The sequence below is a fragment of the Nocardioides rubriscoriae genome (genome assembly GCF_008087085.1).
Taxonomy (GTDB): Bacteria; Actinomycetota; Actinomycetes; order Propionibacteriales; family Nocardioidaceae; genus Nocardioides; species Nocardioides rubriscoriae.
This window is the reverse complement of record NZ_VIYJ01000003.1, coordinates 392,415-415,724: the sequence shown is the minus strand read 5'-3', so window position 1 is coordinate 415,724 and position 23,310 is coordinate 392,415. Positions and strand designations below refer to the sequence as shown.

The following is a 23,310-nucleotide window of genomic DNA, read 5'->3' as shown; positions in this document are numbered from 1 at the left end:
CTCGTTCACTCCCACTTGTCGTCCAGCCAGAAGGGTCCCCTTCATGCGCCGTGGTCTCAGCGCCGCCGCCGTCCTGCTGTCCGTGCTCGCCCTCACCGCCGCCTGCGGCGACGACGGCGGGACGAGCGGCACGGACACCCCCGGAGCCGATGGCACCTCCAGCCCCGGCGGCACCTCCAGGCCCGGCGGCTCGGCCACGAGCAGCACCGAGGAGCCCGACGCCGCCCAGACGATCGCGATCACGCTCGAGGGCGACACGGGCACCCCCGCGGGCGACCGCGTCGACGTCGACCTCGGCAAGCCCGTCGACCTCGTCATCACCGCCGACCGCCCCGGCGAGATCCACGTGCACTCCTCGCCCGAGCAGTACTTCGACTTCGTCGCGGGCACCAACGACCCGATCGAGCTGACGTTCGACCGTCCCGGTCTGGTCGAGATCGAGTTCCACGAGCCGATCGACGCCCCGATCGTCGAGCTCAAGGTGCAGTGACGCACCGGTGACCCCCCGGCTCGCCGCGTCCACCGGAGACCTCTCGGCCCACGGGATCGGTGGCCAGCAGGACCTCCCCATCTCGCTCAACCTCGCCATCGCCGGCGCCGTCGCCGCCCTGGTGGTCTCGTTCACGGTCCTGGCCGTGGCCTGGCGCACGCCGCGCTACTCCGAGGAGACCAGCGGACGTCCCGCCCCCGTGGTGGTGGCCCGGCTGGTCGCCCACCCGGCGTTCGGCATCGCGCTGCGGGTCTTCGGGATGGTGCTGTTCCTCTACACCGCGATGGTCGCGGTCCTCGGGGTCGACAAGGTCATCAACCCGTTCTTCGGCATCGTCTACGTCTGGCTCTGGGTCGGCATCGTGCCGATGTCGCTGCTCTTCGGTCCCTTCTGGAAGGCGATCAGCCCGGTCCGCACGATCAACCTGCTGTTCGCCCGGATCGCCGGCAGCGACCCGGACGAGGGGCTCTACCGCTATTCCCCGCGACTGGGCTACTGGCCCGCGGCGTTCGGCCTGCTGGCCTTCGTGTGGCTGGAGCTGGTCTACCCCTACTCGACCGAGCTCAGCCCGGTGCGCCTGTGGTTCGCGATCTACGTCGCCGCGATGCTGGTCGGCGGTGCCCTGTTCGGCAACGTCTTCTACGAGCGGGCCGACCCCTTCGAGGTCTACTCGACCCTGGTCGGCCGCGCGTCGATCTGGGCGGTGCGCGACGGCGAGCTCCTCGTCCGCAGCCCGTTGGCCAACCTCGTCTGCACCCCGACCCTTCCCGGGCTGCTCGCCGTCGTCGGGGTCCTCTTCGGCAGCACCGGCTTCGACTCGTTCGGCGAGTCACCGACCTACGTGCGCTTCCTGCAGGGCACCGACGTCAGCGGCTACCTGCTCAACAACCTGACCCTGCTGCTGTTCTGCCTCGGCGCGATGGGCATCTTCGCCGTCGGTTGCATGCTCACCGGGGTCGGCCCCGGCCAGTCACGCCGCGACCTGCCCAACCAATACGCCATCTCGGTCGTGCCGATCGTCATCGGCTACGTCTTCGCCCACTACCTCAGCTACTTCGTCGAGGTCGGCTCGCGCACCCTCGTGCTCGCCAGCGACCCGTTCAGCGACGGCTCCGACTACCTAGGCACCGGCGACTGGTCCGACCTCACCTGGCTCTCCTACCACCCGACCCTGCTGGCCAGCATCAAGGTCGGCGCCGTGGTCGTCGGGCACGTCGTCGCCGCCATCGTCGCGCACGACCGCGCCCTGCGACTGCTCCCCGCCCGCCACCAGCTCACCGGTCAGCTGCCGCTGCTCATCGCGATGGTCGGGTTCACCTCCGGCGGGCTGTTCCTGCTGTTCAGCTCCTGAGGGCGAGGGGTCGGACGCAGCGCCCCTGTGCTGGGAGTCGGGCCTTCGTCAGACGGGGGCACCCACACGGTGGTCGGGGTGCGAGGGCTGCTGGGCCCGAGCCTCGAGACCTGGTGAACGACGCCGCCCACCCGTGTCGGACGGTGGAGGAACGTCGGCCAGTGGCGCCGAGGATCCTCCGCTGACGACGTGTGCCCAGGCTCGAGAGGTCAGCACCGAAGGTTCGTGCCACCGGATGGCACGAACCCCAAGTCATGTCGTGGCGCTCATCCACCCGACGCCGTCGTCGATCAGGATCAGGCGAGGATCGCGTGCACCAGGTTCACGTGGACCTCGCTTGATGCGTCGGAGGTCGAACCACCCGACTCTGCCGAAGGTCGGCGCGCTCCCACACGGTGGTCGAGGTGCGACGAGCGCTAGCGAGGAGCCTCGAGACCCGGTGAGCGACCCTGCCAACTCGTGCCCGCCTTGGCAGCGCCGGCTGAGGTGGTTTCGAGGCTCGGCCGCGGGCGGCCTCGCACCTCAACCGCCGTGGGCGCCCGACTCTGCCGCCCACCGGGCTCCGCCCGGTCATACCGCCAGGAGGGCTGCTTTCGACCATGCCGCCTACAGCGCGCACATCGCAGACGCACGCCAGGAGGTCGAAGCGAGGGCCCAGTGCGGCACCCTGCGGCGGTGCGTCAGCCACCGTTCGCGCCGGCGACAGGCCCGGAATGGTGGCTACCTCACCGCCGCCCGCCCAGCGGTCACCCGACCTCGACGCCGGCCATGACCCCCGCGACCAGGCCCGCCACCGCCTTGGTGAGGGCGGACTCCCCCGACTCCAGGAGCGTGCGGCCGGCGACCAGCGCGCGGTCGACGGTGGCACGGTCGTCGGGCAGGAAGTGCAGGCTCGCCAGGCGGGTGAACCCGCCGACCATGCCGGCGACCTCCTTCTCCGACCAGCCGAGGGTGGGGCGCATCCGGTTGACCACGACGTGCACCGGGACCGGGCCGACGAGGTCACGCAGGTCGACCAGGCCGCGCGCGAGCCGGGAGAGACCCACCGGGTCGGCGGCCCCGACCACCACGACCTCGTCGGCGACCTCGAGGGCGCCGCGGGTCAGCTGGTTGCGGCCCGGCCGGCCGCCGAGGTCACCGGTCGGGTCGCCCTCCAGGCTGAAGCCGGTGTCGACGACAACGTCACCGTGGGCGCGGCCGAGCTCGAGGACGTGCTCGATAGTGCCGCTGCGGACCTCCGACCAGCGGTCGGGCCGGGGCAGCCCCGTGATCACCGACAGCCGGCTGTCGAGGCCGCGCTGCACCGTGGCGAACCGCTCGTCGAGCTGACCGGCCGTGGCGAGCCGGGCGGCCGCCAGGAGCCCCGAGACCTCGTCCATCACGCCGAGCTGCTGGCCCAGCGACCCGCCGTAAGGGTCGGCGTCGACGAGGATCGTGCGACCCCGACGACCGAGCTCGGCCGCCATCGCGCACGCCACGGTGCTGCGCCCGGGCGCACCGGCCGGCCCCCAGACGGCGACCACCCGGCCCGCCCGCGCCGGCCCGGCAGCGGCGCCGGGGTCGGCCGGACCCGCATCGGCCCCGGCACCACGCCCCGGACCCCCGGGCGCGGTCGTCGGGCGCGGACCCAGCCCGGCCGCGAGGACGGCGTCGGCGAGGCCGGCGAGGCCGGAGACGGGGACGACGGCACGGATGCCGATCCGCCCGGCCCGGGCCGGCCCGCTCTCGGCCTGGTCGTCGGCCACCACGGCGACGGGGTGCACGCCGTGCCCGACCAGGCGGGCGACCGCGTCGGCGTCGAGTCCTCGCGACTCCAGCCCGAGCACGGCGGCCTGGGCCTGGCCGGACGACGCGGCGGCGAGCAGGTCGTCGACGTCGACGCAGCGCTTGAGCACCACCGTCGAGGGGTGCGCGGCGAGCACGGCCAGGGCCTGCGACTCCCAGTCGGCGCCCGACGCGACGACCAGGACGACGATCACCGACCCACCTGGCCGAGCGAGACGACCGGCGTGGTCAACGACCCGAGCAACCGGTAGAACGCCGCGACGTCGTCGGCCGGGACCGCCAGCTCGACCTGACGGTCGCCCCCGGCTCCGAAGTCGTCGGGTTGCGGCGCGGCCACGACGCGCACCTCCTCGAGCGCGGGGACCCCGGCGTCCCGCGGACCGGCCCCCGCCCCCGCCCCCGACGCGGCGACGTCACCCGGGTCGCCCTCACCGTCGACGTAGACGTTGACCGTCGCGCCGGCCCCGATGCTGCTCGGCACGAGCAGCGGGTCGACGGCGATCGAGATCGTGACGGTGCCGGCCTCGTCGAGCTCGCCGATCGCCGAGCGCGGCAACAGCTCGCCCGCGCCCACGGGTCGCACCAGGGTCAACGCGTCGGGCAGGTCAGCGCCGACCTCGAAGTAGCGCTCCAGCTCGCCCGCGTCGGCGAAGCGCAGGCGCCGCGCCTGCAGATCGGCAGGGTCGAGCTCCTGACCGGCGGGGGCGTCGTCGGCGACGACCCAGACCTGCACGGTGTCGTCGGCCGACGCCAGGACGCGGGTGCCCACGAGCACCGACGCCGCGACGATCGCGACCCCGACCCACAGACGGGGATCGCGCCAGCCGGGGGACGACGTACGGACGGCGGGCGGCACCTGGCCGCCAGGGGTCCCGAGATTCCTGGCCACGCCGACATCATCGTCGGCGAGGGCCGCCGAGAAAACCGTTCCTCCACAGGCACGGGACGGCGGTGACCGGTGGGGTGGGTGAGGTGCGACGATGGGCCCATGGCCGGCACTCCGCGCTTCCTCACCCTCGCCGACGTCGCCGAGGTGCTCAACACCTCCAGCGCCCAGGTCTACGCGATGGTGCGTCGCGGCGAGCTCGAGGCGATCAAGATCGGCGGGCGCGGCCAGTGGCGCGTCGAGGCCACCAAGCTCGAGGACTACATCGCCCGGGCCTACCAGTCGACCCGGGAGTTCGTCGACGAGCACCCGTTCGCCGACGACGTCGTCGACGCCGAGGCGGAGTGACGCGTCAGCCCACCTCGGAGTCGAGCTCGACGGTCGCGGTGCGTTCCTGCCCGTCGCGGACGTAGGTGAACTCGATCTGCTCCCCCGGCTGGTGGGTGCGGATGCTGACGATCAGCGAGATGCCGTCGACGACCCGCTGGCCGTCGACCCGGGTGACGATGTCGCCCTCCTCGAGGCCGGCGTCGTCGGCAGGCGTGTCGGCCAGGACCTCGCGGAGCTTGGCCCCGACGACGTCGCCGGCGTCGGTCCCGCCGACCTTCGCGCCGATCACCGGGTAGCGCGCCTGGCCGGTCTTGAGGATCTGGTCGGCGGTGATGCGCACCTGCTCGACCGGGATCGCGAAGCCCACGCCGATGTTGCCGGCCTCGCCGTTGGTGGCGCCGCCGTTGGTCGCGATCGCCGAGTTGACCCCGACCACCTGCCCGCGCAGGTTGACCAGGGGCCCGCCGGAGTTGCCGGGGTTGATGGCGGCGTCGGTCTGCACCGCGTTGATGTACGAGGTGTCGTCGGTGGTCTCGCCGGTCGACACCGGACGGTTGAGGGCGCTGACGATGCCCGCCGTGACGGTCGCGCTCAGGCCCAGCGGCGAGCCGATGGCGACCACGCCGTCGCCCACGCGCAGCCGGCGTGACGCCCCGAGCGAGGCCGGCGGCAGGTCGGCGTCGTCGGGCAGCTCGAGCACGGCGATGTCGTAGACGGGGCTGCGACCCACGATGCGTGCCTCGTAGGAGTTGCCGTCCTGGTCGACGACCTGGACGGGCCCGTTGTTCTCGGCCGCGGAGGCCACCACGTGGTTGTTGGTGATGACGTGGCCGGACTTGTCGAGCACGAAGCCGGAGCCCGTCGCGCCGCCGTCCTGACCGTCGAACTGGGCCACGATCTGGACGGTGCTGGGCAGCACGGCCTGGGCCACCGCCGAGACACTGCCGACCGCGACCGGGGGCAGCTCGACGACGTCGTCGTCGGACAGGCCCTGGTACGGCGACGGCGCGTCACCGGCGACGTCGTCGCGCAGCACGCTGCCGGCGACCCCGCCGACCAGCCCGACCACCAGCGCCAGGAGCGCCACCGCAGGCCACATCCAGGCGCCCGGCCGGGCGCGGTGACTGGTCGGGGTGCCGGCACCGGCCCCGCCGTCGGGCGGCGTACGGCGGGCGTAGTCGGCCCACGGCTGGATCGGAGCCGTCGCGGGCGGACCCGACGGAGGCGCCCACAGCGGCGCGGCCGGCTGGGCGACCGAAGGGGCGACCGGCTGGGCGACCGGGTGGGCGTCCGGCACCTGGTCGACCGGCGGCTCGGTCGGGGCCGCCTGGTCGCGACGGTCGGGATCGTGGTCGGTCACGGTGTCATCATCCCTGGTGGGCGGTGATCGGTCGCCACCCGTGTGGGATGACCTTGTGACCAGGGCCGACCCGGGCCGACCCGGGCCGGCCCGAGCCGCTCAGCGATCGTCGAGGCGGACCGGGGTCTGGGTGCGCGGCGACTGCGGGCTGGGGGTCACGTGCATGACTGGCTGCAGGCGCCGTTCCGGCACCGGGATGTCGGCCGGCGCCGAGGTGCCGAGCGCGAGCACCCCCATCACGGCCGCACCGGCCGCGCCGCCACCGAGGGCGGCGATGCCCACCATGCCGCGGCGCGAGCGGGTCCGGTTGTCCACGTCGTGCGAGGGGGCACCGGCCAGGAAGCAGTCGCCCGGCGGCATGCCGAGCAGGGCGCCCTTGAGGTGGTCGGGGGCGCAGGCCGCCGGACCGTCGTCGAAGGACAGGCTCGACAGGCGGGTCTTGACCCACCCCTCGCGCTCGACGTCGTCGCGGCACGCGTGGCAGGTGTGGACGTGGGCCCAGGCCGCATCGGCCTCGGCGGGGGGCAGCCGACCGTCGAGGAGGTCGCTGACCCGGCGTCCGAGGTGACCGCCGTTGACCATGCTCATCGGCCCCGCCCCTCTCCCACGGTCTCGGGCGTGGGGGTCGGGCCGGAGTAGCGGGCGCGCCCCTCGGTCGGGGCCCGGTGGGCCAGGGCGGCGCGCAGCATCGCGCGGCCGCGGTGGATGCGGGAGCGGACGGTGCCGAGCTTGGCCCCGAGGATCTCGGCGATCTCGTCGTAGGTCAGCCCCTCGACGTCGCAGAGCACCACGGCGACCCGGAAGTCGGGAGGCAAGGTGGCCAGGGCCCGCTCGACGTCGTCGTCGAACGTGCGGTCGGCGTAGGCGGTCTCGGGGGCCGGGGACGGGCTCGAGAGCCGGGCGGCGCGTTCGTCGGAGAGGGCGTCGAAGCGGATGCGCTGCTTGCGGCGGGCCTGGTCGAGGAAGAGGTTGGTGGTGATGCGGTGCAGCCAGCCCTCGAAGGTGCCGGGGGTGTAGGACGACAGCGACCGGAACACGCGCACGAACACCTCCTGCGTGAGGTCCTCGGCGTCGGGGCGGTTGCCGGTCAGGCGGTAGGCGAGCCGGTAGACGCGGTCGGAGTGGCGCTCGACGATCTCGTCCCAGGTGGGCACACCCTGCTGGGGCAGGGGATCGGTGTGGGTCACGGTCGTCCTTCGTCGCATCGGTCGCACGTGGGGTCGCGAGGTCGGCATCCGGGTCTGATCGACGGTAGCGGGCACGGCTGAGGTTTCGCTGTGAGCCCTGCGGCCGCTGTGAGCACGGTCGTGATCACGCCTCGATCAACGAGCGACCAGCGGCCCGTGTTCCCGGGTCGGGCGGCGTACGGGCGATAGCGTGCGTCCATGCCGAGCACGCCGACCCCACCGATCGCCGCGACGTCCTGGACCTTCGCCGAGACCTACGTCGCCGAGGACCACGTCCTCGCGGCGGCCCGCGAGCGTGCCGTCGAGGTCGGGGTGGCGGCGATCGGCAGCGGAGGCGGAGCGGCGCTGCGGTTCCTGGCCTCGGTGCTGGAGGCCCGTGCGGTCGTCGAGATCGGCACCGGCACCGGCGTCTCGGGGTTGTGGCTGCTGCGGGGCATGCGCCCTGACGGGGTCCTCACCACCGTCGACCTCGAGGCCGAGCACCAGCGGCTGGCGCGCGAGGCCTTCACCGAGGCCGGCATCGCCGCGCAGCGGGTGCGCACGATCCCCGGCTCGGCCCTCGACGTGCTCCCCCGCCTCACCGACGCCCACTACGACATCGTCTTCGTCGACGGCGACAAGACCGAGTACACCGCCTACCTCACCGAGGCGCTGCGCCTGCTGCGACCTGGCGGCGTCGTGGTGTTCGACAACGCCCTGTGGCACGACCGGGTCGCCGACCCGGCCCAGCGCGACGAGGAGACCGTCGCTGTGCGCGACCTGACCCGTGCCGTGCTCGAGCACGAGGGCCTGGTCCCGCTGCTGCTGCCCGTCGGTGACGGCCTGCTCCTCGCCAAGAAGGAGTGGCAGCCCGAGCACCCCTGACCGGGGACGCCCCGCAGGCGTCAGGCGCGAGCGGCGGGCTGGAAGCCGTCCCAGCCCTCGGCGACGGCCACGACCTCGCTCGCCTCGATCAGGACCGGCTCGCTGCCGATGATGCGGGTGCCGGCCGCGTCGGCGACGCCCTCGGTGAAGGTGCGCTGGAACTCGGCGCGCGCCTGGTCGGAGGCGAAGACGTAGAACCCCTCGAACCACTCGCCTGGGCGCACCCGCCAGGTCTTGAAGCACAGCCCGGCCATCCCGGTGAAGCGCGCGTGCGACGTCGACTCGACGTACGACGCCAGCTCGGCCTCGACCCCCGCAGGCGCGTCGGCCAGCGACCAGCGGATGGTCAGCGACCTCACGACGTGGCTCCCACCCCGGCGAGCGGGTCGGGCGAGCCGAGCCAGGTCAGCAGGGCGCGGGCACCGAAGCCGGTGGGACCGGCGGACCACTCGTAGTCGTCGTCGGGGGCGTCGCCCACCGAGGCGATGTCGAGGTGGGCCCACGCCACGTCGCCCACGAAGTGCTGGAGGAACAGCGCGGCCATGATCGCCTGCGGACCCGAGGGCGCGTTGTCGGCGTCGGCGACCTTGGAGGCCAGCTTGTCCTCGTAGGCGGCGTGGAGCGGCAGGCGCCAGAACGGCTCGCCGGCGTCGTCGCCGGCGCCCAGGAGGGCGTCGGCGAGCGCGTCGTCGGTGGCGAACAGGCCGCCGACCTGCTGGCCCAGGGCGACCTTGACGCCACCGGTGAGCGTGGCGACGTCGACGATCGCGGCCGGGGAGAGCTCGGCGACGGCGTAGGCGAGGGCGTCGGCGAGGACCAGGCGGCCCTCGGCGTCGGTGTTGATGACCTCGGAGGTGCGGCCGCCGTAGTGGCGCAGGACGTCGCCGGGACGGGTGGCGCTGCCGGAGACGGCGTTCTCGGCGGCGGGCACGAGACCGACCACCTTGACCGGGCAGCCGACCTCGGCGAGCGCGGCCATCGTGGCCAGGACGACGGCGCCACCCGTCATGTCGCGCTTCATCGTCGACATGCCCTGGGCCGGCTTGATGGAGATGCCGCCGGTGTCGAAGGTGATGCCCTTGCCGACCAGGACGACTGTGGGGGTACGGCGGTTGCTGCGCGACGGCGTGTAGTCGAGGCGGATCAGCCGCGGCGGGGTCGCCGAGCCCTGGCCGACGCCGATGATGCCGCCGAAGCCCTGGGCCCGCAGCTGCTCGTCGTCCCAGACGCGGCAGGCGAGCCCGGCCTCGGTGGCGAGCTCCTGGGCCTGCTCGGCCAGCCAGGCGGGGTTCTTGAGGTTGGACGGCACGGTCGCGAGCTGGCGGGCGCGCCATCCGGCGCCCCCGAGCGCGACGGCCCGGTCGAGCGCCGCACGGTCGACCTCGTCGGCCGAGGCCGGGAGCCCGGCCAGGACGACGCGGGCCACCGGGACGTGCTCGGGCGCGGAGGAGCGCCAGGAGAAGCCGAACGAGCCGAGCATGACGCCGACCACGAACGCCTCGATGCCGTGCTCGGCGTCGAGCGAGGCGATCGTCGTGGCCACGCCCGCACGGTCGTGGGTGGCCCGGGCCACGACCGCACCCGCGCGACGCAGGTCGGTCGGGGTGGCCTGGCCGACGCCGACGAGCAGCACCAGGCGCAGGTCGGCGTTGTCGGGCCCCCCGAGCGGCACCGGGACCGTGACGACCTCGCCGACCGCGCCGGTGGCCCGTGAGGCCTCGGCGATGGCGACCAGGTCGAGCCCGAGGTCGTCGCCGACCTCGGCGGCCCCGGGCCCCAGCAGCGGCGCGAGGGGCTCGCCCTCGACCGCGTCAGCCGGGTCGGCCGGGTCACCCGGCAGCACCGGGATCGCGATCACGTCGACGCCGGTGAGGGCGTGGAGCGGCTGCCGGGTCAGCGCGACGTCAGGTGGTGAGACCTGGCTGGGCAGGGTCGGCCGGACGGGGGACGGGGCGCCCCTGGTCACCCGACGACGTTCTTGAGGGCGTCGCCGAGGGCGCCGGCCTCTTCCGCGTTGAGCTCGACCACGAGGCGGCCACCGCCTTCGAGGGGCACCCGCATCACGATGCCGCGGCCTTCCTTGGTGACCTCCAACGGACCGTCACCCGTCCGTGGCTTCATCGCCGCCATGCGGCACCTCTTCCATGTCGTGGCGGAGCAGGACGACACTGTCGTGCTCGTGTGGCGACCATTATCCCCCATGGGAGCGCGCCGTCGCACCACCACCGCCCGTCGCCGCTCGGCGGTCGGCTCCCAGAGCCGCGCGAGAGCCCCGCGGGAGCCCTGTGGGATCCGCACGAGATCGCCGGCGGGAGCCCCGTGTGACCGCGGGGACCGGGTGGCAGACTCCCCTGTCATGACTGCCGGCTCCGACGACTCCCCCGTGCTGCTCGACCTCACCGACGGGGTCGCCACGATCACCCTCAACCGCCCCGACGCGATGAACAGCCTCGACATCGCGACCAAGGAGCTGCTGCTCGAGATCGTCACCCGGGTGGCCGACGACCCCGCGGCCCGGTGCGTCGTGCTGACCGGCACCGGTCGCGCGTTCTGCACCGGCCAGGACCTCAAGGAGCACATCCACCTGCTCCACCACGGCGGCAGCGACCAGCTCTTCACCACCGTCGACCAGCACTACAACCCGATCGTCACCGCGCTCGCGACGATGGAGAAGCCCGTCCTGGCCGCCGTCAACGGCGTCGCCGCCGGGGCCGGCGCGTCGCTGGCCTTCGCCTGCGACCTGCGCATCGTCGCCGACACCGCCGGCTTCAACCTCGCCTTCGCCAACGTCGCCCTGTCGTGCGACACCGGCGCCTCCTACCACCTGCCGCTGCTGGTCGGGCGCGCCAAGGCGATGGAGCTCCTCTACTTCCCGCGCACCGTCAAGGCCGACGAGTCCCTCGAGCTGGGCCTGGCCAACCAGGTGGTGCCCGCGGCCGACCTGGCCGCCGTCGTCGGCGAGATGGCGGCGCGCCTGGCCGCCGGCCCCACCGTCGCCCTCGGCGCGATCCGACGATCCGTGTCGTACGCCGCCGGCGTCACCATGGCCGAGGCCCTCGAGCTCGAGAGCGCCATGATGACCAAGACCGGGGCCACCGCCGACCACCAGGCCGCCGTCGCCGCGTTCGTCGCGAAGGAGAAGCCGGTCTTCGAGGGGCGCTGAGGCGGACGTCGGGACGATTCGCCTGAGGTCTCGGTTCGCCTGAGGTCTCGGTTCGCCTGAGGTCTCGGCCCGTCGGAGGTCTCGGCCCGTCGGGTCGTCCGCGTGCCTGGCATCGCGGGCAGCGGCAAGCCGCGCCCTCGTCGGCGCGGACGACCCGAGACTCACACCACCTGTCCCACCTGTTGCACCGGGACGCTAAGGCGTGACAGGGCCGCTGAAATTTCAGCGGCCCCGCCCCAGGTTCAGCGTCCCGGTGTGACCACCGTGGCTCAAGGGGCACCCGAGGGTCGGGCGGCCGCGCCAGCGGCGGCGCGCCGAGCGTGCGAGGCGTCGCCGACAGCGCGCCGTCAGCCGATCGCGAGAGGCTCGGGGTCAAGGATCGCGCAGCGACCGCGCAGCGGCGCGAAGCGTCCCTGACGCCGAGACGCGATCGGCTACGCGCGCGGCCGCCCGACCCGGACCCCGTGAGACCCGGGACGAGAAGGCCTCCCGGTGCGGCCTGGTGTGGTCTCGAGACGGTCGCGGGCGACCTCCTCGACCACCGTGGGGTGACGGACGTGGGGCGGCCTCTCGACCACCGTGCGGCGCGGCCTAGGGCTCGACCGGCGCGAACGACCGCACCCCGCGCCCGGCCCCGAAGATCCGCAGGACCTGGTCGGGGACGACGCGCGACATCCGTCGGCGCGACGGCGCGGCGCCGTACTCGACGGTGAGCGCCGTGCCGCGGAAGTGGTGGTTGCACCAGCCCGTCATGGTGCCGTGGCAGACGCCGCCGCAGTCGAGGGTGCGGGTCGGGAGACCGAGGGTGCGGGCCACGCGGCGGGCGAAGGCGCGGCGCTTGGTGTCGGTGTCGACCCCGTGGAGGGGCTGGTGGAAGCTGAGCACCCAGTCGGGGTCGACGCGGCGCAGGAAGCGCATGACCGCGCGGGTCTCGGGCTCGGAGGCGGGTCCGCTCCCGGACTCGTAGCTGCCGTCGAGGTCGGCCCAGGCGTAGGGGAAGTTGCGGTTGAGGTCGACGCCGCGGGCGTTGCGGCGGCTGCCGGCGGCGAGCCCGTCGGGGTTGTAGACCGGGACGACCCACAGGTCGAGGCCGACGACGGTCGGCCCGTCGACCAGGGCGCGCAGGGCCCGGCGCGGCGCCGGTTCGTTGCCGTGCATCGTCGCGAACAGCACCACCGTCTCGACGCCGGGCTGGTCGGGGTCGCCGAGGTGGTAGGCGACGATCGGGCGCCCCGAGACCGAGCGGCCCAGCACGCGCTGCTCGAAGGCGGCCGGTTCGCGGGCCGCGGCCACGGGGACCGGGCCAGCAGGTACGACGAGACCGGCGGCGAGCAGCACCAGCAGGAGCGGGCCGACGCACCGGCGCAGCATCACACGGCCTTGACGAGGTAGGCGTAGGTGAACACGAGCACCCCCACGACCATCCCGAGGTGCCCCAGCATCGACAGGCCCGGGCCGGAGGACCACGAGTCCTCGACGGCGCTCGAGGCGTGGCGCCCCCGGGTCGGCAGCCAGCGCATCAGGATCAGCAGGCCCGCCAGGGCCACGACCCACCACAGCACCAGGCCCACGAGGCCGAGCAGCGTCGAGGCACCCTCGGAGACCTGGTCACCGGTGACCAGGAACGACCCCCAGGTGACCACGGCCAGCGTGCCGACGACGGTGTGGACGGCGACCGGGCCCCGGGCGATCTCGGCCCGCCCCGCGCCCTCGCGGTCACGCCGCAGGCGCAGCCGGGTGAGCAGCACGACGACCGCTGCCAGCACGGTGAGCACGTAGACGATGACCGGGGACACGCCCGGCAGTGTCTCACCCGGGAGGGCGGTCGTCCCCTCGGCTCTCCGGGGAGTCCTGCGTCGGCTTGTCGAGCACGACCGGCTCCTGCTCCGACGTCTGCTCGTACGCCGGCGGGGCCTGCTGGGCCTGCTGGGCCTGCGCCTCGAGCTGCGCAGCCAGCCGCGACAGCAACGTGTCGACCTCCGACATCCGGTAGCCGCGCAGGCCCAGGGAGAAGCGCACCTGCCGCAGGTCGGCCGCCCCGAGGTCGCCGGTCGGGGGCACCAGGGCGTCGGGGCGGTCGTCGTACTCGTCGACCATCGGGGCGCCGCGCCCGGACGCGACCAGGGCGATGCCGCCCAGCGCCAGCACGACCACGATGCCGAAGAACCAGGTCACGACGACTCCTCGCGCGCGGCCCTCATGAGGGCGACCGCCTCGTCGACGTCGTCGGTCACCACGAGGCGGTCGAGGTCGGTCGCGGAGATCTTGCCGTCGGCCAGCACGGTGCCGCGCAGCCAGTCGAGCAGCCCCGACCAGTAGTCGGTGCCGATGAGCACGACCGGGAACGCGCTGACCTTCTGGGTCTGGGCCAGCGTGAGCGCCTCGAACATCTCGTCGAGGGTGCCGAGCCCGCCCGGCAGCACGACGAAGCCCTGGCTGTACTTGACGAACATCGTCTTGCGCACGAAGAAGTAGCGGAAGTTGATGCCGACGTCGACCCACTCGTTGAGCCCGGACTCGAAGGGCAGCTCGATGCCGAGCCCGACGCTGAGGCCACCGGCCTCGCTGGCGCCCTTGTTGGCCGCCTCCATCGCCCCGGGCCCGCCGCCGGTGATCACCGCGAAGCCGGCCTCGACGAGCTTGCGGCCCGCCTCCTCGCCCTGGGCGTACGACGGGTGGTCGGCCGGGGTGCGCGCGGACCCGAAGACGCAGACGGCCGGTCCGAGGTGCGCGAGAGCACCGAAGCCCTCCACGAACTCGGCCTGGATGCGCAGCACCCGCCACGGGTCGGTGTGCACCCAGTCGCTCGGACCGCGGGTGTCGAGCAGCCGCTGGTCGGTGGTGGTGCCGTCGACCTGCCCGCGGCGCTGGATCACGGGCCCCTTGGCCTTCGACTTCACGCCGGGCCCCCGTCCGCACCCGCACCGAGCCAGGTGCGCAGGACGCGCTCGCAGTGCTCGATCTGGGCGACCGGCACGAACTCCTCCTGCTTGTGGGCCAGCATCGGGTCGCCGGGGCCGAAGTTGACGGCCGGCACCCCCAGGACCGTGAAGCGGGCGACGTCGGTCCACCCGAACTTGGGGTTGACCACCCCACCGACGGCCTCGACGAACTGCCGGGCCGCCGGTCGGTCGAGGCCGGGGAGCGCGCCGGACGCGGTGTCGGTGAGGCGGACGTCGAAGCCGGCGAAGAAGTCGCGGACGAACGCCTCCGCCTCGGCCTCGCTGCGGTCGGGGGCGAAGCGGAAGTTGACCTCGACCACGCACTCGTCGGGCAGCACGTTGCCGGCCACCCCGCCGCGGATCGCCACGGCGTTGAGGCCCTCGTGGTACTCGAGCCCGTCGATCACCGGGCGGCGGGCCTGGTAGCCCTGCAGCCGCACGAGCACGTCGGCCATGCCGTGGATGGCGTTGACGCCCTTCCAGGAGCGGGCCGAGTGGGCGCGTTCGCCGGTGGTGCGCACCTCGACGCGCAGCGTGCCCTGGCAGCCCGCCTCGACCACCCCGTCGGACGGCTCCATCAAGATCGCGAAGTCGGCGGCGAGCAGGTCGGGATCGCTCTGGGAGAGCTTGTTGAGGCCGTTGAACTCCGCGTCGATCTCCTCGGACTCGTACAGGACGTAGGTGACGTCGCGGTCGGGCTCGGGCACGGTCGCCGCCAGGCGCAGGATGACCGCGTCGCCGCCCTTCATGTCGCAGGTGCCGAGCCCGTGCAGCAGCCCGGTCGCGGTGTCGAGGCGGCTCGGCAGGTTGTCGTTGAGCGGCACCGTGTCGAGGTGACCGGCGATGACCACGCGCTCGGCACGCCCGAGGTCGGTGCGGGCCACCACGGTGTTGCCGCGGCGTACGACGGTGAGGTGGGGCAGCGTCGAGAGCGCGGCCTCCACGGCGTCGGCGATCGCGAGCTCGTCCTGGCTGACCGACTCGATGTCGACCAGCTGACGGGTGAGGGTGACGGCGTCGGCGGTGAGGTCGAGGGGCACGCACCACAGTCAACCAGCCATCCACCACTGGCTCGATCGGGTGGTTCTCCACAGACTTCGGGAGAACGGCTGCGCGAGCCGCGACCCAGGAGTTCCATGGAAGACATCACCCGGACCGTCCCCACCTCCGTCACCCGCACGGATCCCCCCAGAAGGAGCACGACGATGTGCGACCACTCACCCTCCTGTCCTGACACCGACTCGAGCGCCTGCTGCACGGCCCACGTGGTGGCCGACCACAGCGAGCAGGGCTGGTGCCGGCTGTGCAACGGCGTCATCCTCTTCGACGACGGCGGCTACCTCACCCCCGACGGCCGCGCGCTCAAGCTCGCCGGCTGAGGCCCCGGACCGAGGCCCACCGACGGGCGCTCGCTGGCCCATTCGGGCCATTCCGGGGTCGGTCCTCACGCCCTAGCGTCGCGCCATGGACCGCTCCCGCTCCGTGGCCACGGCCCCGATGCTCGTCTCGTGCCTGGCCCTGCTCGTCGCGCTCGGCGGCACCTCGTACGCCGCGGCCACGCTGGCCCGCAACAGCGTCGGCTCGCCGCAGGTCAAGAACGGCTCGCTGACGACCGCCGACGTCAAGGACGCGACCCTGCGCGCGACCGACTTCGCGAAGGGTCAGCTCAAGCCCGGCCCTGCCGGTCCGGCGGGCCCCGCCGGGACGCAGGGCGTCACCGGGGACCAGGGACCGCAAGGCGCCCAGGGACCGCAAGGCGCCCAGGGACCGCAGGGCCCCACCGGCGTTCAGGGTCCTGCGGGTCCCGTGGGTGCGACCGGCTCGTCGGCCGCCGCGGTCCTGACCGGCAGGGCCTCCCTCACCGGCAGCCAGAGCCTGAGCCTCGACGGACGGGTGACCAGCGGGGTCGACGACGACGTCTCGACCCTCTCCCCTGCCGTGGCGACCGTGGTGCGCAACTTCCGCGTCGAGCTCGGCACGGCGCCGGGTGGGGTCGCGCGCCGCGAGTTCACCCTGGTCCTCGACGGCAACGCCGCCCAGCGCAAGCTCCTGTGCTCCATCACCGGCACGGCCACCTCGTGCGAGCAGACCGTGGCGATCGCGGTCCCCGCGGGCTCCGAGCTCGGCTTCCTCTTCCAGGGGTTCCTCAACGGCGGTGGCGCCGCTCCCGCCGCCTCCGTCGCCCGGTGGGGACTCACCATCGGCACCACCTGACGGACGGATCAGCTCGGCGCGAACACGCAGAACTCGTTGCCCTCGGGATCGGCCAGCACCGTCCAGTGCGGCTGCGCCCACAGGTACGTCGCCCCGCGCGCCAGCAGGTCGTCGACCAGCCCGACGACGTCCCAGTGCACGCGGTTGGGCTCGGTGCGCGGCTCCGGGACGGCGTTGAAGTCAAGGGTCATCCGGTCGTCGGCCGCGACCCCGGCGAGGGTCCACCACCGTGCGTCGTCCTCGCCCTGACCGGGCTCCGGGTCGACGCCGAAGAGCTCACCCCACCAGCGCGCGAGCAGCTCGGGGTCGACGCAGTCGACCCCGACGCCGTGGAGCCGGAAGCCCGGCGCCCGGTCGCGCACGAACGCGCAGAACTCGTTGCCCTCGGGGTCGGCCATCACCGTCCAGCCGAGCCCGGTCTCGGCGGCCGGCGACAGCACGCGCGCGCCGAGCGCGACGAGGTCGTCGACCGACGCGCAGTCGACGTCGAGGTGCAGCCGGTTCTTGACCCGGTGCGGACGGTCGACCTCGTTGATCCAGACGGTGTGGCGCGGCGTCGGGCCCTCGAGCCGTCGGTGCTCGAGCGGTCCGACAACCTCGAGGCCGCTGACCGCCGCCCAGAACCGCGACTGCGCGTCGACGTCGAGCGCGTCGAGGCACAGGTCCTGCCAGGTCACGAGGCTCACGGCGGCTCAGCCGGCCTTCGTGACGGTGATCGCGACCTGCTCCCCGTCACCCAGGGCGGCGTCGTAGGAGTCGGCGGTCCCGACCACCATCTCGTACGACGTCGTCAGGGTCTCGCCGGTCACGAGCGCCTCGTGCTCGCGCACCGCGTCGGCGAGCACCTGGCTGCCGGTGAGCCGGAGCGCGATCCGGTCGGAGACGTCGAGGCCGGCGTCGCGACGGGCCTGCTGGACCGCGCGCACCAGGTCGCGGGCCAGGCCCTCGGCGGCCAGCTCGGCGGTGACCGCGGTGTCGAGCACGACGAACCCGCCGCCGGGCAGCACGCCGATCGCGGTGTCGGCGTCGCTCGAGCCGGCCACGGTCTCGAGCGTGTACTCGCCCTCGACCAGCGCCAGCCCGCCCGCGGTGACGGTGCCGTCGTCGGCCACCGACCAGTCGCCGGACTTCGAGCCCTTGATGGCCACCTGGACGTCGCGGCCCAGTCGCGGCCCCGCGGCCCGCGCGTTGACCATGAGCTTCTGCTCGACGCCGTACGCCGCCGCCTCGGCACTGTCGGCGGCGAGCAGCCGGACCGTCTTGACGTTGACCTCGTCGGCCACGATCGACTCGAATCCCTGCAGGGACTGGGGATCGGCCACCACGACGGTGAGCGTCGAGAGGGGCAACCGGTTGCGCAGCGACGCCGCCTTGCGCAGCGCCGAGGTCGCCGAGCAGACCTCGCGCACCTGGTCCATCGCCGCGACGAGCGCGTCATCGGCCGGCAGCGAGTCGACCTCGGGCCAGTCGGTCAGGTGCACCGAGCGCCCGCCGGTCAGGCCCTGCCAGACCTCCTCGGTGGTCAGCGGCAGCAGTGGCGCGGTGACCCGGCAGACCGTCTCGAGCACCGTGTGCAGGGTGGCGAACGCCGCGGCGTCCTCGTCGAAGAACCGTCCCCGCGAGCGTCGGATGTACCAGTTGGTCAGCACGTCGAGGAAGGTGCGCGTCGCGTCGCAGGCCTCGGCGACGGCGTACGCGTCGAGGGTGGTCGTCATCTCCGCGACGTACTGGCGGGCCTTGGCGAGCACGTAGCGATCGAGCAGGTTGGTCGACTCGGTCGACGCGACGACGTCGACGCCCCGGCCGCCGTCGGCGGCGTTGGCGTAGAGCTGCAGGAAGTACCAGCTGTTCCAGAGCGGGATCATCACCTGGCGCACGGAGTCGCGGATGCCCTGCTCGGTGACGACGAGGTTGCCCCCGCGCAGGATCGGGCTCGACATCAGGAACCAGCGCATCGCGTCGGCGCCGTCGCGGTCGAAGACCTCGCTGACGTCGGGGTAGTTGCGCAGCGACTTGCTCATCTTGTTGCCGTCGCTGCCCAGGACGATGCCGTGGCTGACGCAGTTCTGGAAGGCCGGCTTGTCGAAGATCGCGCTCGCAAGGACGTGCATCGTGTAGAACCAGCCGCGGGTCTGGCCGATGTACTCGACGATGAAGTCGGCGGGGAAGTGGTTGTCGAACCACTCCTGGTTCTCGAACGGGTAGTGCACCTGGGCGTAGCTCATCGAGCCCGAGTCGAACCACACGTCGAGCACGTCGGTGACGCGGCGCATCGTCGACCGCTCGCCCTCGGGCCGGGGATCGTCTGGATTGGGTCGGGTCAGCTCGTCGACGAACGGACGGTGCAGGTCGCGCTCGCCGTCCTTGTTGGTCGGCACCCGCCCGAAGTCGCGCTCGAGCTCGGCGAACGAGCCGTAGACGTCGACGCGGGGGTACGCCGGGTCGTCGCTGACCCAGACCGGCACAGGGCTGCCCCAGAAGCGGTTGCGGGTGATCGACCAGTCGCGGGCGTTCTCCAGCCACTTGCCGAACTGGCCGTCCTGGATGTGGTCAGGCACCCAGCTGATCTGCTGGTTGAGCTCCATCATCCGGTCCTTGAACGCCGTCACCTCGACGAACCACGACGAGACGCCCTTGTAGATCAGGGGCTCGCGGCAGCGCCAGCAGTGCGGGTAGGAGTGGTCGTAGGTCTCGCGGCGCAGCAGCACCGTGCCCGGGGTGACGGCGCCACCGTGGTTCTTGAGGTCGTCGATGACGTGGGGGTTGGCGTCGAAGACGAGCATCCCGGCGTACTCGTCGACGGGGGCGGTGAAGCGGCCGTCCTTGCCGACGGGCATCACGGCCTCGATGCCCTCGCGGTCGGTGACCTCCTTGTCGACCTCGCCGAAGGCGCCGGCGGTGTGGACCATGCCGGTGCCGTCGGTCGTCGTCACGGCCTCGTCGGCCGGCACGACCCGGAAGGCACGCTCGCGGCCGGCGTAGTAGGAGAACGGCGGCGTGTAGGTCAGGCCGAGCAGGTCGGCGCCCTTGCCCCGCCAGGCGACCGTGGGGTCGTCGCCCAGCTCGCGGGCGTACGCCGACAGCCTCGCCTCGGCCAGGACGTAGCGGGTGCCGTCGACCTCGACCATGACGTAGTCGATGTCGCTGCCGACCATCACGGCCAGGTTGCTGGGCAGGGTCCACGGCGTGGTGGTCCAGATCAGCAGCTTGGCGCCCAGGAACTGCCCGGGCGTCGTGACGTCGTAGCCGACGGTGACGGCGGGGTCCTGGCGGTTCTGGTAGACGTCGTCGTCCATGCGCAGCTCGTGGTTGGACAGGGGCGTCTCGTCGTTCCAGCAGTAGGGCAGCACGCGGAAGCCCTCATAGACGTAGCCCTTGTCGTGCAGCTGCTTGAACGCCCACATGACCGACTCCATGTAGTCGGGGTTCATGGTGCGGTAGTCGTGGTCGAAGTCGACCCAGCGCGCCTGGCGCGTGACGTAGTCGCGCCACTCGCCGGTGTACTTCATCACCGAGTCGCGGCAGAGCTCGTTGAACTTCTCGATGCCGAGCTCGAGGATCTCGTCGGTGGTCTTGATGCCGGCCAGGCGCATCGCCTCGAGCTCGGCGGGCAGGCCGTGGGTGTCCCAGCCGAAGCGGCGCTCGACCCGGCGTCCGCGCATCGTCTGGTAGCGCGGCACGACGTCCTTGACGTAGCCGGTGAGCAGGTGGCCGTAGTGCGGCAGGCCGTTGGCGAAGGGCGGGCCGTCGTAGAAAACGAACTCGTTGCTGCCGTCGGCGCCGGCCTCGCGCGCCTCGACGCTGGCCTGGAAGGTGCCGTCCTGCCGCCAGAACTCGAGCACCCGCTCCTCGATCTCGGGGAACCGCGGGTTCGACGGCACGCGTCGGGCGGGGTCGTTCTTGGGGTACGGCATCGGGAGGCTCCTGCGGTCGGTACGTGCTCGTGTCGCACGAGGACGACCCCTGTGCTGCCTGTGCTGCCGGGGACCGCGGTACCACCTCGCTTGCCGCCGTCCGGGGACGGAGACCGCTTCGTTCGGGTTTCCGGTTCTAGTGAGGTGCCCGCTGGCGTGCGGGACCCGTTCTTCCGGAAGGCTCGCCGCTGATGACGGCTCGGGCGCCTGTGGTCACCAGCGTAGGACCCGGGGGTGGGCCCCAGCGAATCAGTTCCACCCACAGGAAACCCGAACCCGACCCGAACCGCGCCCGCGAGAGTGACGCCATGCCCCTCACCTCCGCGCGGTACGCCGCCGTCACCAGCACTCTCGCCCTCGTCGTCGCCCTCGGCGGCACGTCGTATGCCGCCGTCAGGATCGGCACCAAGGACCTGCGTGACAACGCGGTCACGAGCGTGAAGATCAAGAACGGCGCCGTCACCGGCGCCGACGTGAAGGAGTCCACGCTCGGCCGGGTGCCGAACGCCGACACGGCGGTGCGGGCCCAGGAGGCGGGCGTCGTGGACGGCACGACCATCACCACCGTCGACACCTCCCAGGACCCCGGACCCGGGCGGCCCGCGTACGTGTTCCAGAGCGCCGACTTCACCATCGAGCTCACCTGCACCGTGGCCGGTGGCATCACCCGTACCGGCCTCGCGGCGAGCACGAGCCTGCCCGGCGGCTACGTGTCGACCGTCGCCGTGACCGACTCGGCGCCCCCGACGGTGCTCCAGGCCGACATGGAAGGGTTGTCGTTCAACCCGGGTCAGCCGTTCGACCTGCTCGCCGGCGACGACGGGGACACCGCGCAGGTGTCCTTCGTCTACAGCAACGCCGCGGGCAGCCGGGTCTCCGGGACGCTGTCGGCCGACGTGACCATCAACCCCGACGACGACTGCAGCGCCACCGGCGTCGTGCTCGCCCACTGAGGCGGACGCGGGCACAGCGGATCGATCGGATCCCGTGGCGCACGTCCCGACTGTCCCAGGACCATCGAACACTCGCGCGAATTGTCGGTGGTGGCGTCTAGGGTCGAAGACATGACCGGCACCCAGACCTTCCTCGACCCGGCCCTGGCCGCGGTCGCGCAGGCCCGGGACTGGAAGCGACAGGGCGAGGTGGCCGAGCTGGTCGCGGTCCTCGACTGGACCGGCGCCCACCAGGTCGGTGATGCACTGGTGGCGACCCCGGGGCTGCGGCTGGGTGGGGTCGGGTGCCCCGTCATCAGCGAGTTCGACACCTGGGACCTGTCCTGTGTCCTGGGCCAGTCCGCCGACTCCTGCACCACCTACGTCGGCAACGCGTTGGAGCTGCGCCACCGCCTGCCCCGGCTGTGGCAACGCGTCCTCGACCTGCAGGTTCCGGTGTGGCGCGCGTTCCGGATCACCGCCCGCACCCAGTGCCTACCGCCTGAGGGTGTTGCTGACGTCGACCGGGCCCTGGCCCACTGCGCCGAGTCGATCACGCTGGGCCAGGTCGAACGCACCATCGCCGTCGCCCTGGCCACCCACAACCCGGCCGAAGCCGAGGACCGGCGCAAGCGCGCCGACGAAGCCCGCTGTTTCGACATCGACCTCACCGACAACCCGATCCTGCTCGGCGGGACCGTCGAGGTCCACGGCGTCCTCGACCTCGCCGACGCCCTCGACCTCGACGCCGCCATCACCGCGACCGCCACCCAGCTCGCCGACCTCGGCAACAACGACCCGTTAGACGTACGCCGCGCCGCAGCCGCCGGCGAGATCGCCCGCGGCCAGCTCGCCCTCGACCTCACCGCCAACCCCGACACCGACCCCAGCACCGGCACCGCGCCTGGGCGGGGAGTCACGCTCTACGCCCACGTCAACGACACCGACGTCGCCACCGTCAACGGCACCCCGGTCCTGGTCGACCAGCTGATCACCTGGTGCACCCGCCCCGGGGTCAAGGTCACCATCAAGCCCGTCATCGACCTCAACGCCGACCTCACCACCCACGGCTACGTCCCCGATGCCCGTCTGGCCGAACAGGTCGACCTGCGCGACCGACGCTGCGTGTTTCCCGTTCTGCACCCGCCACCGCACCGACCGCGACCACACCCAGCCCTACGACCACGACACCGATCACGACACCGATCACGCCAGCGATCACGCCAGCGATCACGACGGCGACCACGACGACGGCGGGGTCGCCCAGACCCGGTCGTTCAACCTCGCCCGCCTGTGCCGCGGACACCACCGCGCCAAGACCTTCAGTCTCTGGTCCTACGACTCACCAGCCCCAGGGGTCTACCTGTGGCGATCCCCGGCCGGTACGACCTACCTCGTCGACCGCACCACCGAACCCTGACCACCCCGCCCCGACACCCCGCCCACCCGGCCGGGGCCACCGGCACGCCTGTGGTTGGGTCGTGCGGGTGAGTGATCCGGTGTGGGTGCTGCACGACCACCGCAAGCCGCGGCCGCACTTCGACCTCCGGCTCGAGGAGGACGGGGTGCTGAGGTCCTGGGCGGTGCCGCGCGGCCTGCCCACCGACAGCCACCACGACCGGCTCGCCGTCGCGGTGGCCGACCACGCGCTCGAGCACGCGACGTACACCGACGACGACAAGACGGTGGCCGACCACGGCACCTGGACCCTCGTCGACCGCAGCGATCGACGCTTCGTCTTCGACCTGCACGGTCAGCACGGCACGCGCCGCTACGCCCTCATCGACACCGGACGTGACTGGCTGCTGCACCTGCTCAAGGAACAGGTCTGAGGGGGCGGGAGCGACGACAACCCGGTTGCCCCCGGCCGCACACCGGCGACAGGGTGGTCC

At 72.8% G+C, this 23,310-nt stretch carries 25 protein-coding genes; 10 read left to right on the top strand and 15 right to left on the bottom strand.

Annotation, left to right across the window (positions count from 1 at the left end):
- The first annotated feature begins 43 nt into the window (after positions 1–43).
- Both FZC61_RS08655 and FZC61_RS08650 read left to right on the top strand, forming a co-directional pair.
- Positions 44–490, top strand: coding sequence for a hypothetical protein (locus FZC61_RS08655; protein WP_148613730.1), 447 nt, complete (start codon positions 44–46; stop codon positions 488–490).
- A 7-nt stretch (positions 491–497) separates the two neighbouring features.
- A complete protein-coding gene (locus tag FZC61_RS08650; protein WP_148613729.1) occupies positions 498–1,841 on the top strand; it encodes a hypothetical protein in 1,344 nt (447 codons plus the stop codon).
- Between the two features lie 746 nt (positions 1,842–2,587).
- Here the strand turns inward: FZC61_RS08650 and FZC61_RS08645 are convergent.
- Together FZC61_RS08645 and FZC61_RS08640 are read right to left on the bottom strand one after the other, a co-directional pair.
- A complete protein-coding gene (locus FZC61_RS08645) occupies positions 2,588–3,820 on the bottom strand; it encodes a CpaE/TadZ family protein (protein WP_148613728.1) in 1,233 nt (410 codons plus the stop codon).
- The gene (locus tag FZC61_RS08640; RefSeq protein WP_148613727.1) at positions 3,817–4,515 is read right to left on the bottom strand and encodes a hypothetical protein; all 699 of its coding nucleotides are present in this window, start codon (positions 4,513–4,515) and stop codon (positions 3,817–3,819) included. The genes FZC61_RS08645 and FZC61_RS08640 overlap by 4 nt, the downstream gene beginning before the upstream one ends.
- A 99-nt stretch (positions 4,516–4,614) precedes the next feature.
- Between FZC61_RS08640 and FZC61_RS08635 the strand changes: the two genes are divergently transcribed.
- Positions 4,615–4,860, top strand: coding sequence for a helix-turn-helix domain-containing protein (locus FZC61_RS08635; protein WP_148613726.1), 246 nt, complete (start codon positions 4,615–4,617; stop codon positions 4,858–4,860).
- A 4-nt stretch (positions 4,861–4,864) separates the two neighbouring features.
- Here the strand turns inward: FZC61_RS08635 and FZC61_RS08630 are convergent, their stop codons facing one another.
- From FZC61_RS08630 to sigE, 3 genes are all read right to left on the bottom strand, one after another.
- Complete coding sequence (locus FZC61_RS08630) at positions 4,865–6,202, bottom strand: S1C family serine protease (protein WP_148613725.1); 1,338 nt, start codon at positions 6,200–6,202, stop codon at positions 4,865–4,867.
- Positions 6,203–6,301: 99 nt separating this feature from the next.
- A complete protein-coding gene (locus FZC61_RS08625; protein ID WP_148613724.1) occupies positions 6,302–6,790 on the bottom strand; it encodes a zf-HC2 domain-containing protein in 489 nt (162 codons plus the stop codon).
- Positions 6,787–7,407, bottom strand: a complete 621-nt coding sequence (sigE, locus tag FZC61_RS08620) for an RNA polymerase sigma factor SigE (RefSeq protein WP_246142603.1) — start codon at positions 7,405–7,407, stop codon at positions 6,787–6,789. Before sigE ends, FZC61_RS08625 begins: the two co-directional genes overlap by 4 nt.
- Positions 7,408–7,587: 180 nt before the next feature.
- Between sigE and FZC61_RS08615 the strand changes: the two genes are divergently transcribed.
- Positions 7,588–8,253 (top strand): O-methyltransferase, encoded by a 666-nt coding sequence (locus FZC61_RS08615; RefSeq protein ID WP_148613722.1) that lies wholly within the window; start codon positions 7,588–7,590, stop codon positions 8,251–8,253.
- A 20-nt stretch (positions 8,254–8,273) separates the two neighbouring features.
- Here FZC61_RS08615 and FZC61_RS08610 read toward each other — a convergent pair whose 3' ends face one another.
- From FZC61_RS08610 to FZC61_RS08600, 3 genes are read right to left on the bottom strand one after another with little or no spacing between them, the layout of a single operon-like run.
- Complete coding sequence (locus FZC61_RS08610; RefSeq protein WP_148613721.1) at positions 8,274–8,612, bottom strand: hypothetical protein; 339 nt, start codon at positions 8,610–8,612, stop codon at positions 8,274–8,276.
- Positions 8,609–10,219 (bottom strand): leucyl aminopeptidase, encoded by a 1,611-nt coding sequence (locus tag FZC61_RS08605; RefSeq protein WP_148613720.1) that lies wholly within the window; start codon positions 10,217–10,219, stop codon positions 8,609–8,611. Before FZC61_RS08605 ends, FZC61_RS08610 begins: the two co-directional genes overlap by 4 nt.
- Positions 10,216–10,383 carry a DUF3117 domain-containing protein gene (locus tag FZC61_RS08600; RefSeq protein ID WP_091024313.1) on the bottom strand — a complete coding sequence of 56 codons (168 nt, stop codon included), beginning with the start codon at positions 10,381–10,383 and terminating at the stop codon, positions 10,216–10,218. Before FZC61_RS08600 ends, FZC61_RS08605 begins: the two co-directional genes overlap by 4 nt.
- A 226-nt stretch (positions 10,384–10,609) precedes the next feature.
- On the opposite strand from FZC61_RS08600, the gene FZC61_RS08595 reads away from it, so the two are divergent.
- Positions 10,610–11,416: an enoyl-CoA hydratase/isomerase family protein gene (locus tag FZC61_RS08595; RefSeq protein WP_148613719.1), complete on the top strand. Its 807-nt coding sequence runs from the start codon at positions 10,610–10,612 to the stop codon at positions 11,414–11,416.
- A gap of 591 nt (positions 11,417–12,007) precedes the next feature.
- Here FZC61_RS08595 and FZC61_RS08590 read toward each other — a convergent pair.
- The 5 genes from FZC61_RS08590 to dapE are packed head-to-tail and all read right to left on the bottom strand — an operon-like array spanning position 12,008 to position 15,398.
- Positions 12,008–12,787 carry a M14 family zinc carboxypeptidase gene (locus FZC61_RS08590; RefSeq protein WP_148613718.1) on the bottom strand — a complete coding sequence of 260 codons (780 nt, stop codon included), beginning with the start codon at positions 12,785–12,787 and terminating at the stop codon, positions 12,008–12,010.
- Positions 12,787–13,212, bottom strand: coding sequence for a hypothetical protein (locus tag FZC61_RS08585; RefSeq protein ID WP_148613717.1), 426 nt, complete (start codon positions 13,210–13,212; stop codon positions 12,787–12,789). The genes FZC61_RS08590 and FZC61_RS08585 overlap by 1 nt, the downstream gene beginning before the upstream one ends.
- Before the next feature lie 13 nt (positions 13,213–13,225).
- The gene (locus FZC61_RS24035) at positions 13,226–13,591 is read right to left on the bottom strand and encodes a DivIVA domain-containing protein (RefSeq protein WP_425465813.1); all 366 of its coding nucleotides are present in this window, start codon (positions 13,589–13,591) and stop codon (positions 13,226–13,228) included.
- Complete coding sequence (locus tag FZC61_RS08575; protein ID WP_246142602.1) at positions 13,588–14,316, bottom strand: LOG family protein; 729 nt, start codon at positions 14,314–14,316, stop codon at positions 13,588–13,590. The genes FZC61_RS24035 and FZC61_RS08575 overlap by 4 nt, the downstream gene beginning before the upstream one ends.
- Positions 14,313–15,398, bottom strand: a complete 1,086-nt coding sequence (gene dapE / locus FZC61_RS08570; RefSeq protein ID WP_148613716.1) for a succinyl-diaminopimelate desuccinylase — start codon at positions 15,396–15,398, stop codon at positions 14,313–14,315. The genes FZC61_RS08575 and dapE overlap by 4 nt, the downstream gene beginning before the upstream one ends.
- 165 nt (positions 15,399–15,563) lie before the next feature.
- Here dapE and FZC61_RS23010 point away from each other — a divergent pair, with 165 nt between their 5' ends.
- Together FZC61_RS23010 and FZC61_RS23005 are read left to right on the top strand one after the other, a co-directional pair.
- Positions 15,564–15,737 (top strand): DUF5999 family protein, encoded by a 174-nt coding sequence (locus FZC61_RS23010; protein WP_170286032.1) that lies wholly within the window; start codon positions 15,564–15,566, stop codon positions 15,735–15,737.
- Positions 15,738–15,822: 85 nt separating this feature from the next.
- Positions 15,823–16,572: a collagen-like protein gene (locus FZC61_RS23005; protein ID WP_170286031.1), complete on the top strand. Its 750-nt coding sequence runs from the start codon at positions 15,823–15,825 to the stop codon at positions 16,570–16,572.
- An 8-nt stretch (positions 16,573–16,580) separates the two neighbouring features.
- On the opposite strand, the gene FZC61_RS08560 is transcribed toward FZC61_RS23005, so the two are convergent.
- Together FZC61_RS08560 and ileS are read right to left on the bottom strand one after the other, a co-directional pair.
- Positions 16,581–17,258: a VOC family protein gene (locus tag FZC61_RS08560; RefSeq protein WP_148613715.1), complete on the bottom strand. Its 678-nt coding sequence runs from the start codon at positions 17,256–17,258 to the stop codon at positions 16,581–16,583.
- A gap of 6 nt (positions 17,259–17,264) precedes the next feature.
- Positions 17,265–20,486 (bottom strand): isoleucine--tRNA ligase, encoded by a 3,222-nt coding sequence (ileS, locus tag FZC61_RS08555; RefSeq protein WP_148613714.1) that lies wholly within the window; start codon positions 20,484–20,486, stop codon positions 17,265–17,267.
- Positions 20,487–20,794: 308 nt separating this feature from the next.
- Between ileS and FZC61_RS08550 the strand changes: the two genes are divergently transcribed.
- The 3 genes from FZC61_RS08550 to FZC61_RS08540 all read left to right on the top strand — a co-directional run bounded on the left by FZC61_RS08550 (position 20,795) and on the right by FZC61_RS08540 (position 23,250).
- On the top strand, positions 20,795–21,439 hold the full coding sequence (locus FZC61_RS08550; protein ID WP_148613713.1) for a hypothetical protein: 645 nt from the start codon (positions 20,795–20,797) through the stop codon (positions 21,437–21,439).
- A gap of 111 nt (positions 21,440–21,550) precedes the next feature.
- Positions 21,551–22,909, top strand: coding sequence for an HNH endonuclease (locus FZC61_RS08545; RefSeq protein ID WP_148613712.1), 1,359 nt, complete (start codon positions 21,551–21,553; stop codon positions 22,907–22,909).
- On the top strand, positions 22,906–23,250 hold the full coding sequence (locus FZC61_RS08540; protein ID WP_170286030.1) for a DNA polymerase ligase N-terminal domain-containing protein: 345 nt from the start codon (positions 22,906–22,908) through the stop codon (positions 23,248–23,250). The genes FZC61_RS08545 and FZC61_RS08540 overlap by 4 nt, the downstream gene beginning before the upstream one ends.
- Positions 23,251–23,310: the final 60 nt, after the last annotated feature.

Excerpts from the sequence above, each read along its gene's own strand:
- FZC61_RS08595 (WP_148613719.1), top strand. The coding sequence starts at position 10,610 with ATGACTGCCGGCTCCGACGACTCCCCCGTGCTGCTCGACCTCACCGAC.
- ileS (WP_148613714.1), bottom strand. The coding sequence starts at position 20,486 with ATGCCGTACCCCAAGAACGACCCCGCCCGACGCGTGCCGTCGAACCCG.
- FZC61_RS08600 (WP_091024313.1), bottom strand. The coding sequence starts at position 10,383 with ATGGCGGCGATGAAGCCACGGACGGGTGACGGTCCGTTGGAGGTCACC.
- FZC61_RS08550 (WP_148613713.1), top strand. The coding sequence starts at position 20,795 with ATGCCCCTCACCTCCGCGCGGTACGCCGCCGTCACCAGCACTCTCGCC.
- sigE (WP_246142603.1), bottom strand. The coding sequence starts at position 7,407 with ATGCGACGAAGGACGACCGTGACCCACACCGATCCCCTGCCCCAGCAG.
- FZC61_RS08615 (WP_148613722.1), top strand. The coding sequence starts at position 7,588 with ATGCCGAGCACGCCGACCCCACCGATCGCCGCGACGTCCTGGACCTTC.
- FZC61_RS23010 (WP_170286032.1), top strand. The coding sequence starts at position 15,564 with ATGTGCGACCACTCACCCTCCTGTCCTGACACCGACTCGAGCGCCTGC.
- FZC61_RS08590 (WP_148613718.1), bottom strand. The coding sequence starts at position 12,787 with ATGCTGCGCCGGTGCGTCGGCCCGCTCCTGCTGGTGCTGCTCGCCGCC.
- FZC61_RS08545 (WP_148613712.1), top strand. The coding sequence starts at position 21,551 with ATGACCGGCACCCAGACCTTCCTCGACCCGGCCCTGGCCGCGGTCGCG.
- FZC61_RS23005 (WP_170286031.1), top strand. The coding sequence starts at position 15,823 with ATGGACCGCTCCCGCTCCGTGGCCACGGCCCCGATGCTCGTCTCGTGC.
- FZC61_RS08635 (WP_148613726.1), top strand. The coding sequence starts at position 4,615 with ATGGCCGGCACTCCGCGCTTCCTCACCCTCGCCGACGTCGCCGAGGTG.
- FZC61_RS08625 (WP_148613724.1), bottom strand. The coding sequence starts at position 6,790 with ATGAGCATGGTCAACGGCGGTCACCTCGGACGCCGGGTCAGCGACCTC.
- FZC61_RS08655 (WP_148613730.1), top strand. The coding sequence starts at position 44 with ATGCGCCGTGGTCTCAGCGCCGCCGCCGTCCTGCTGTCCGTGCTCGCC.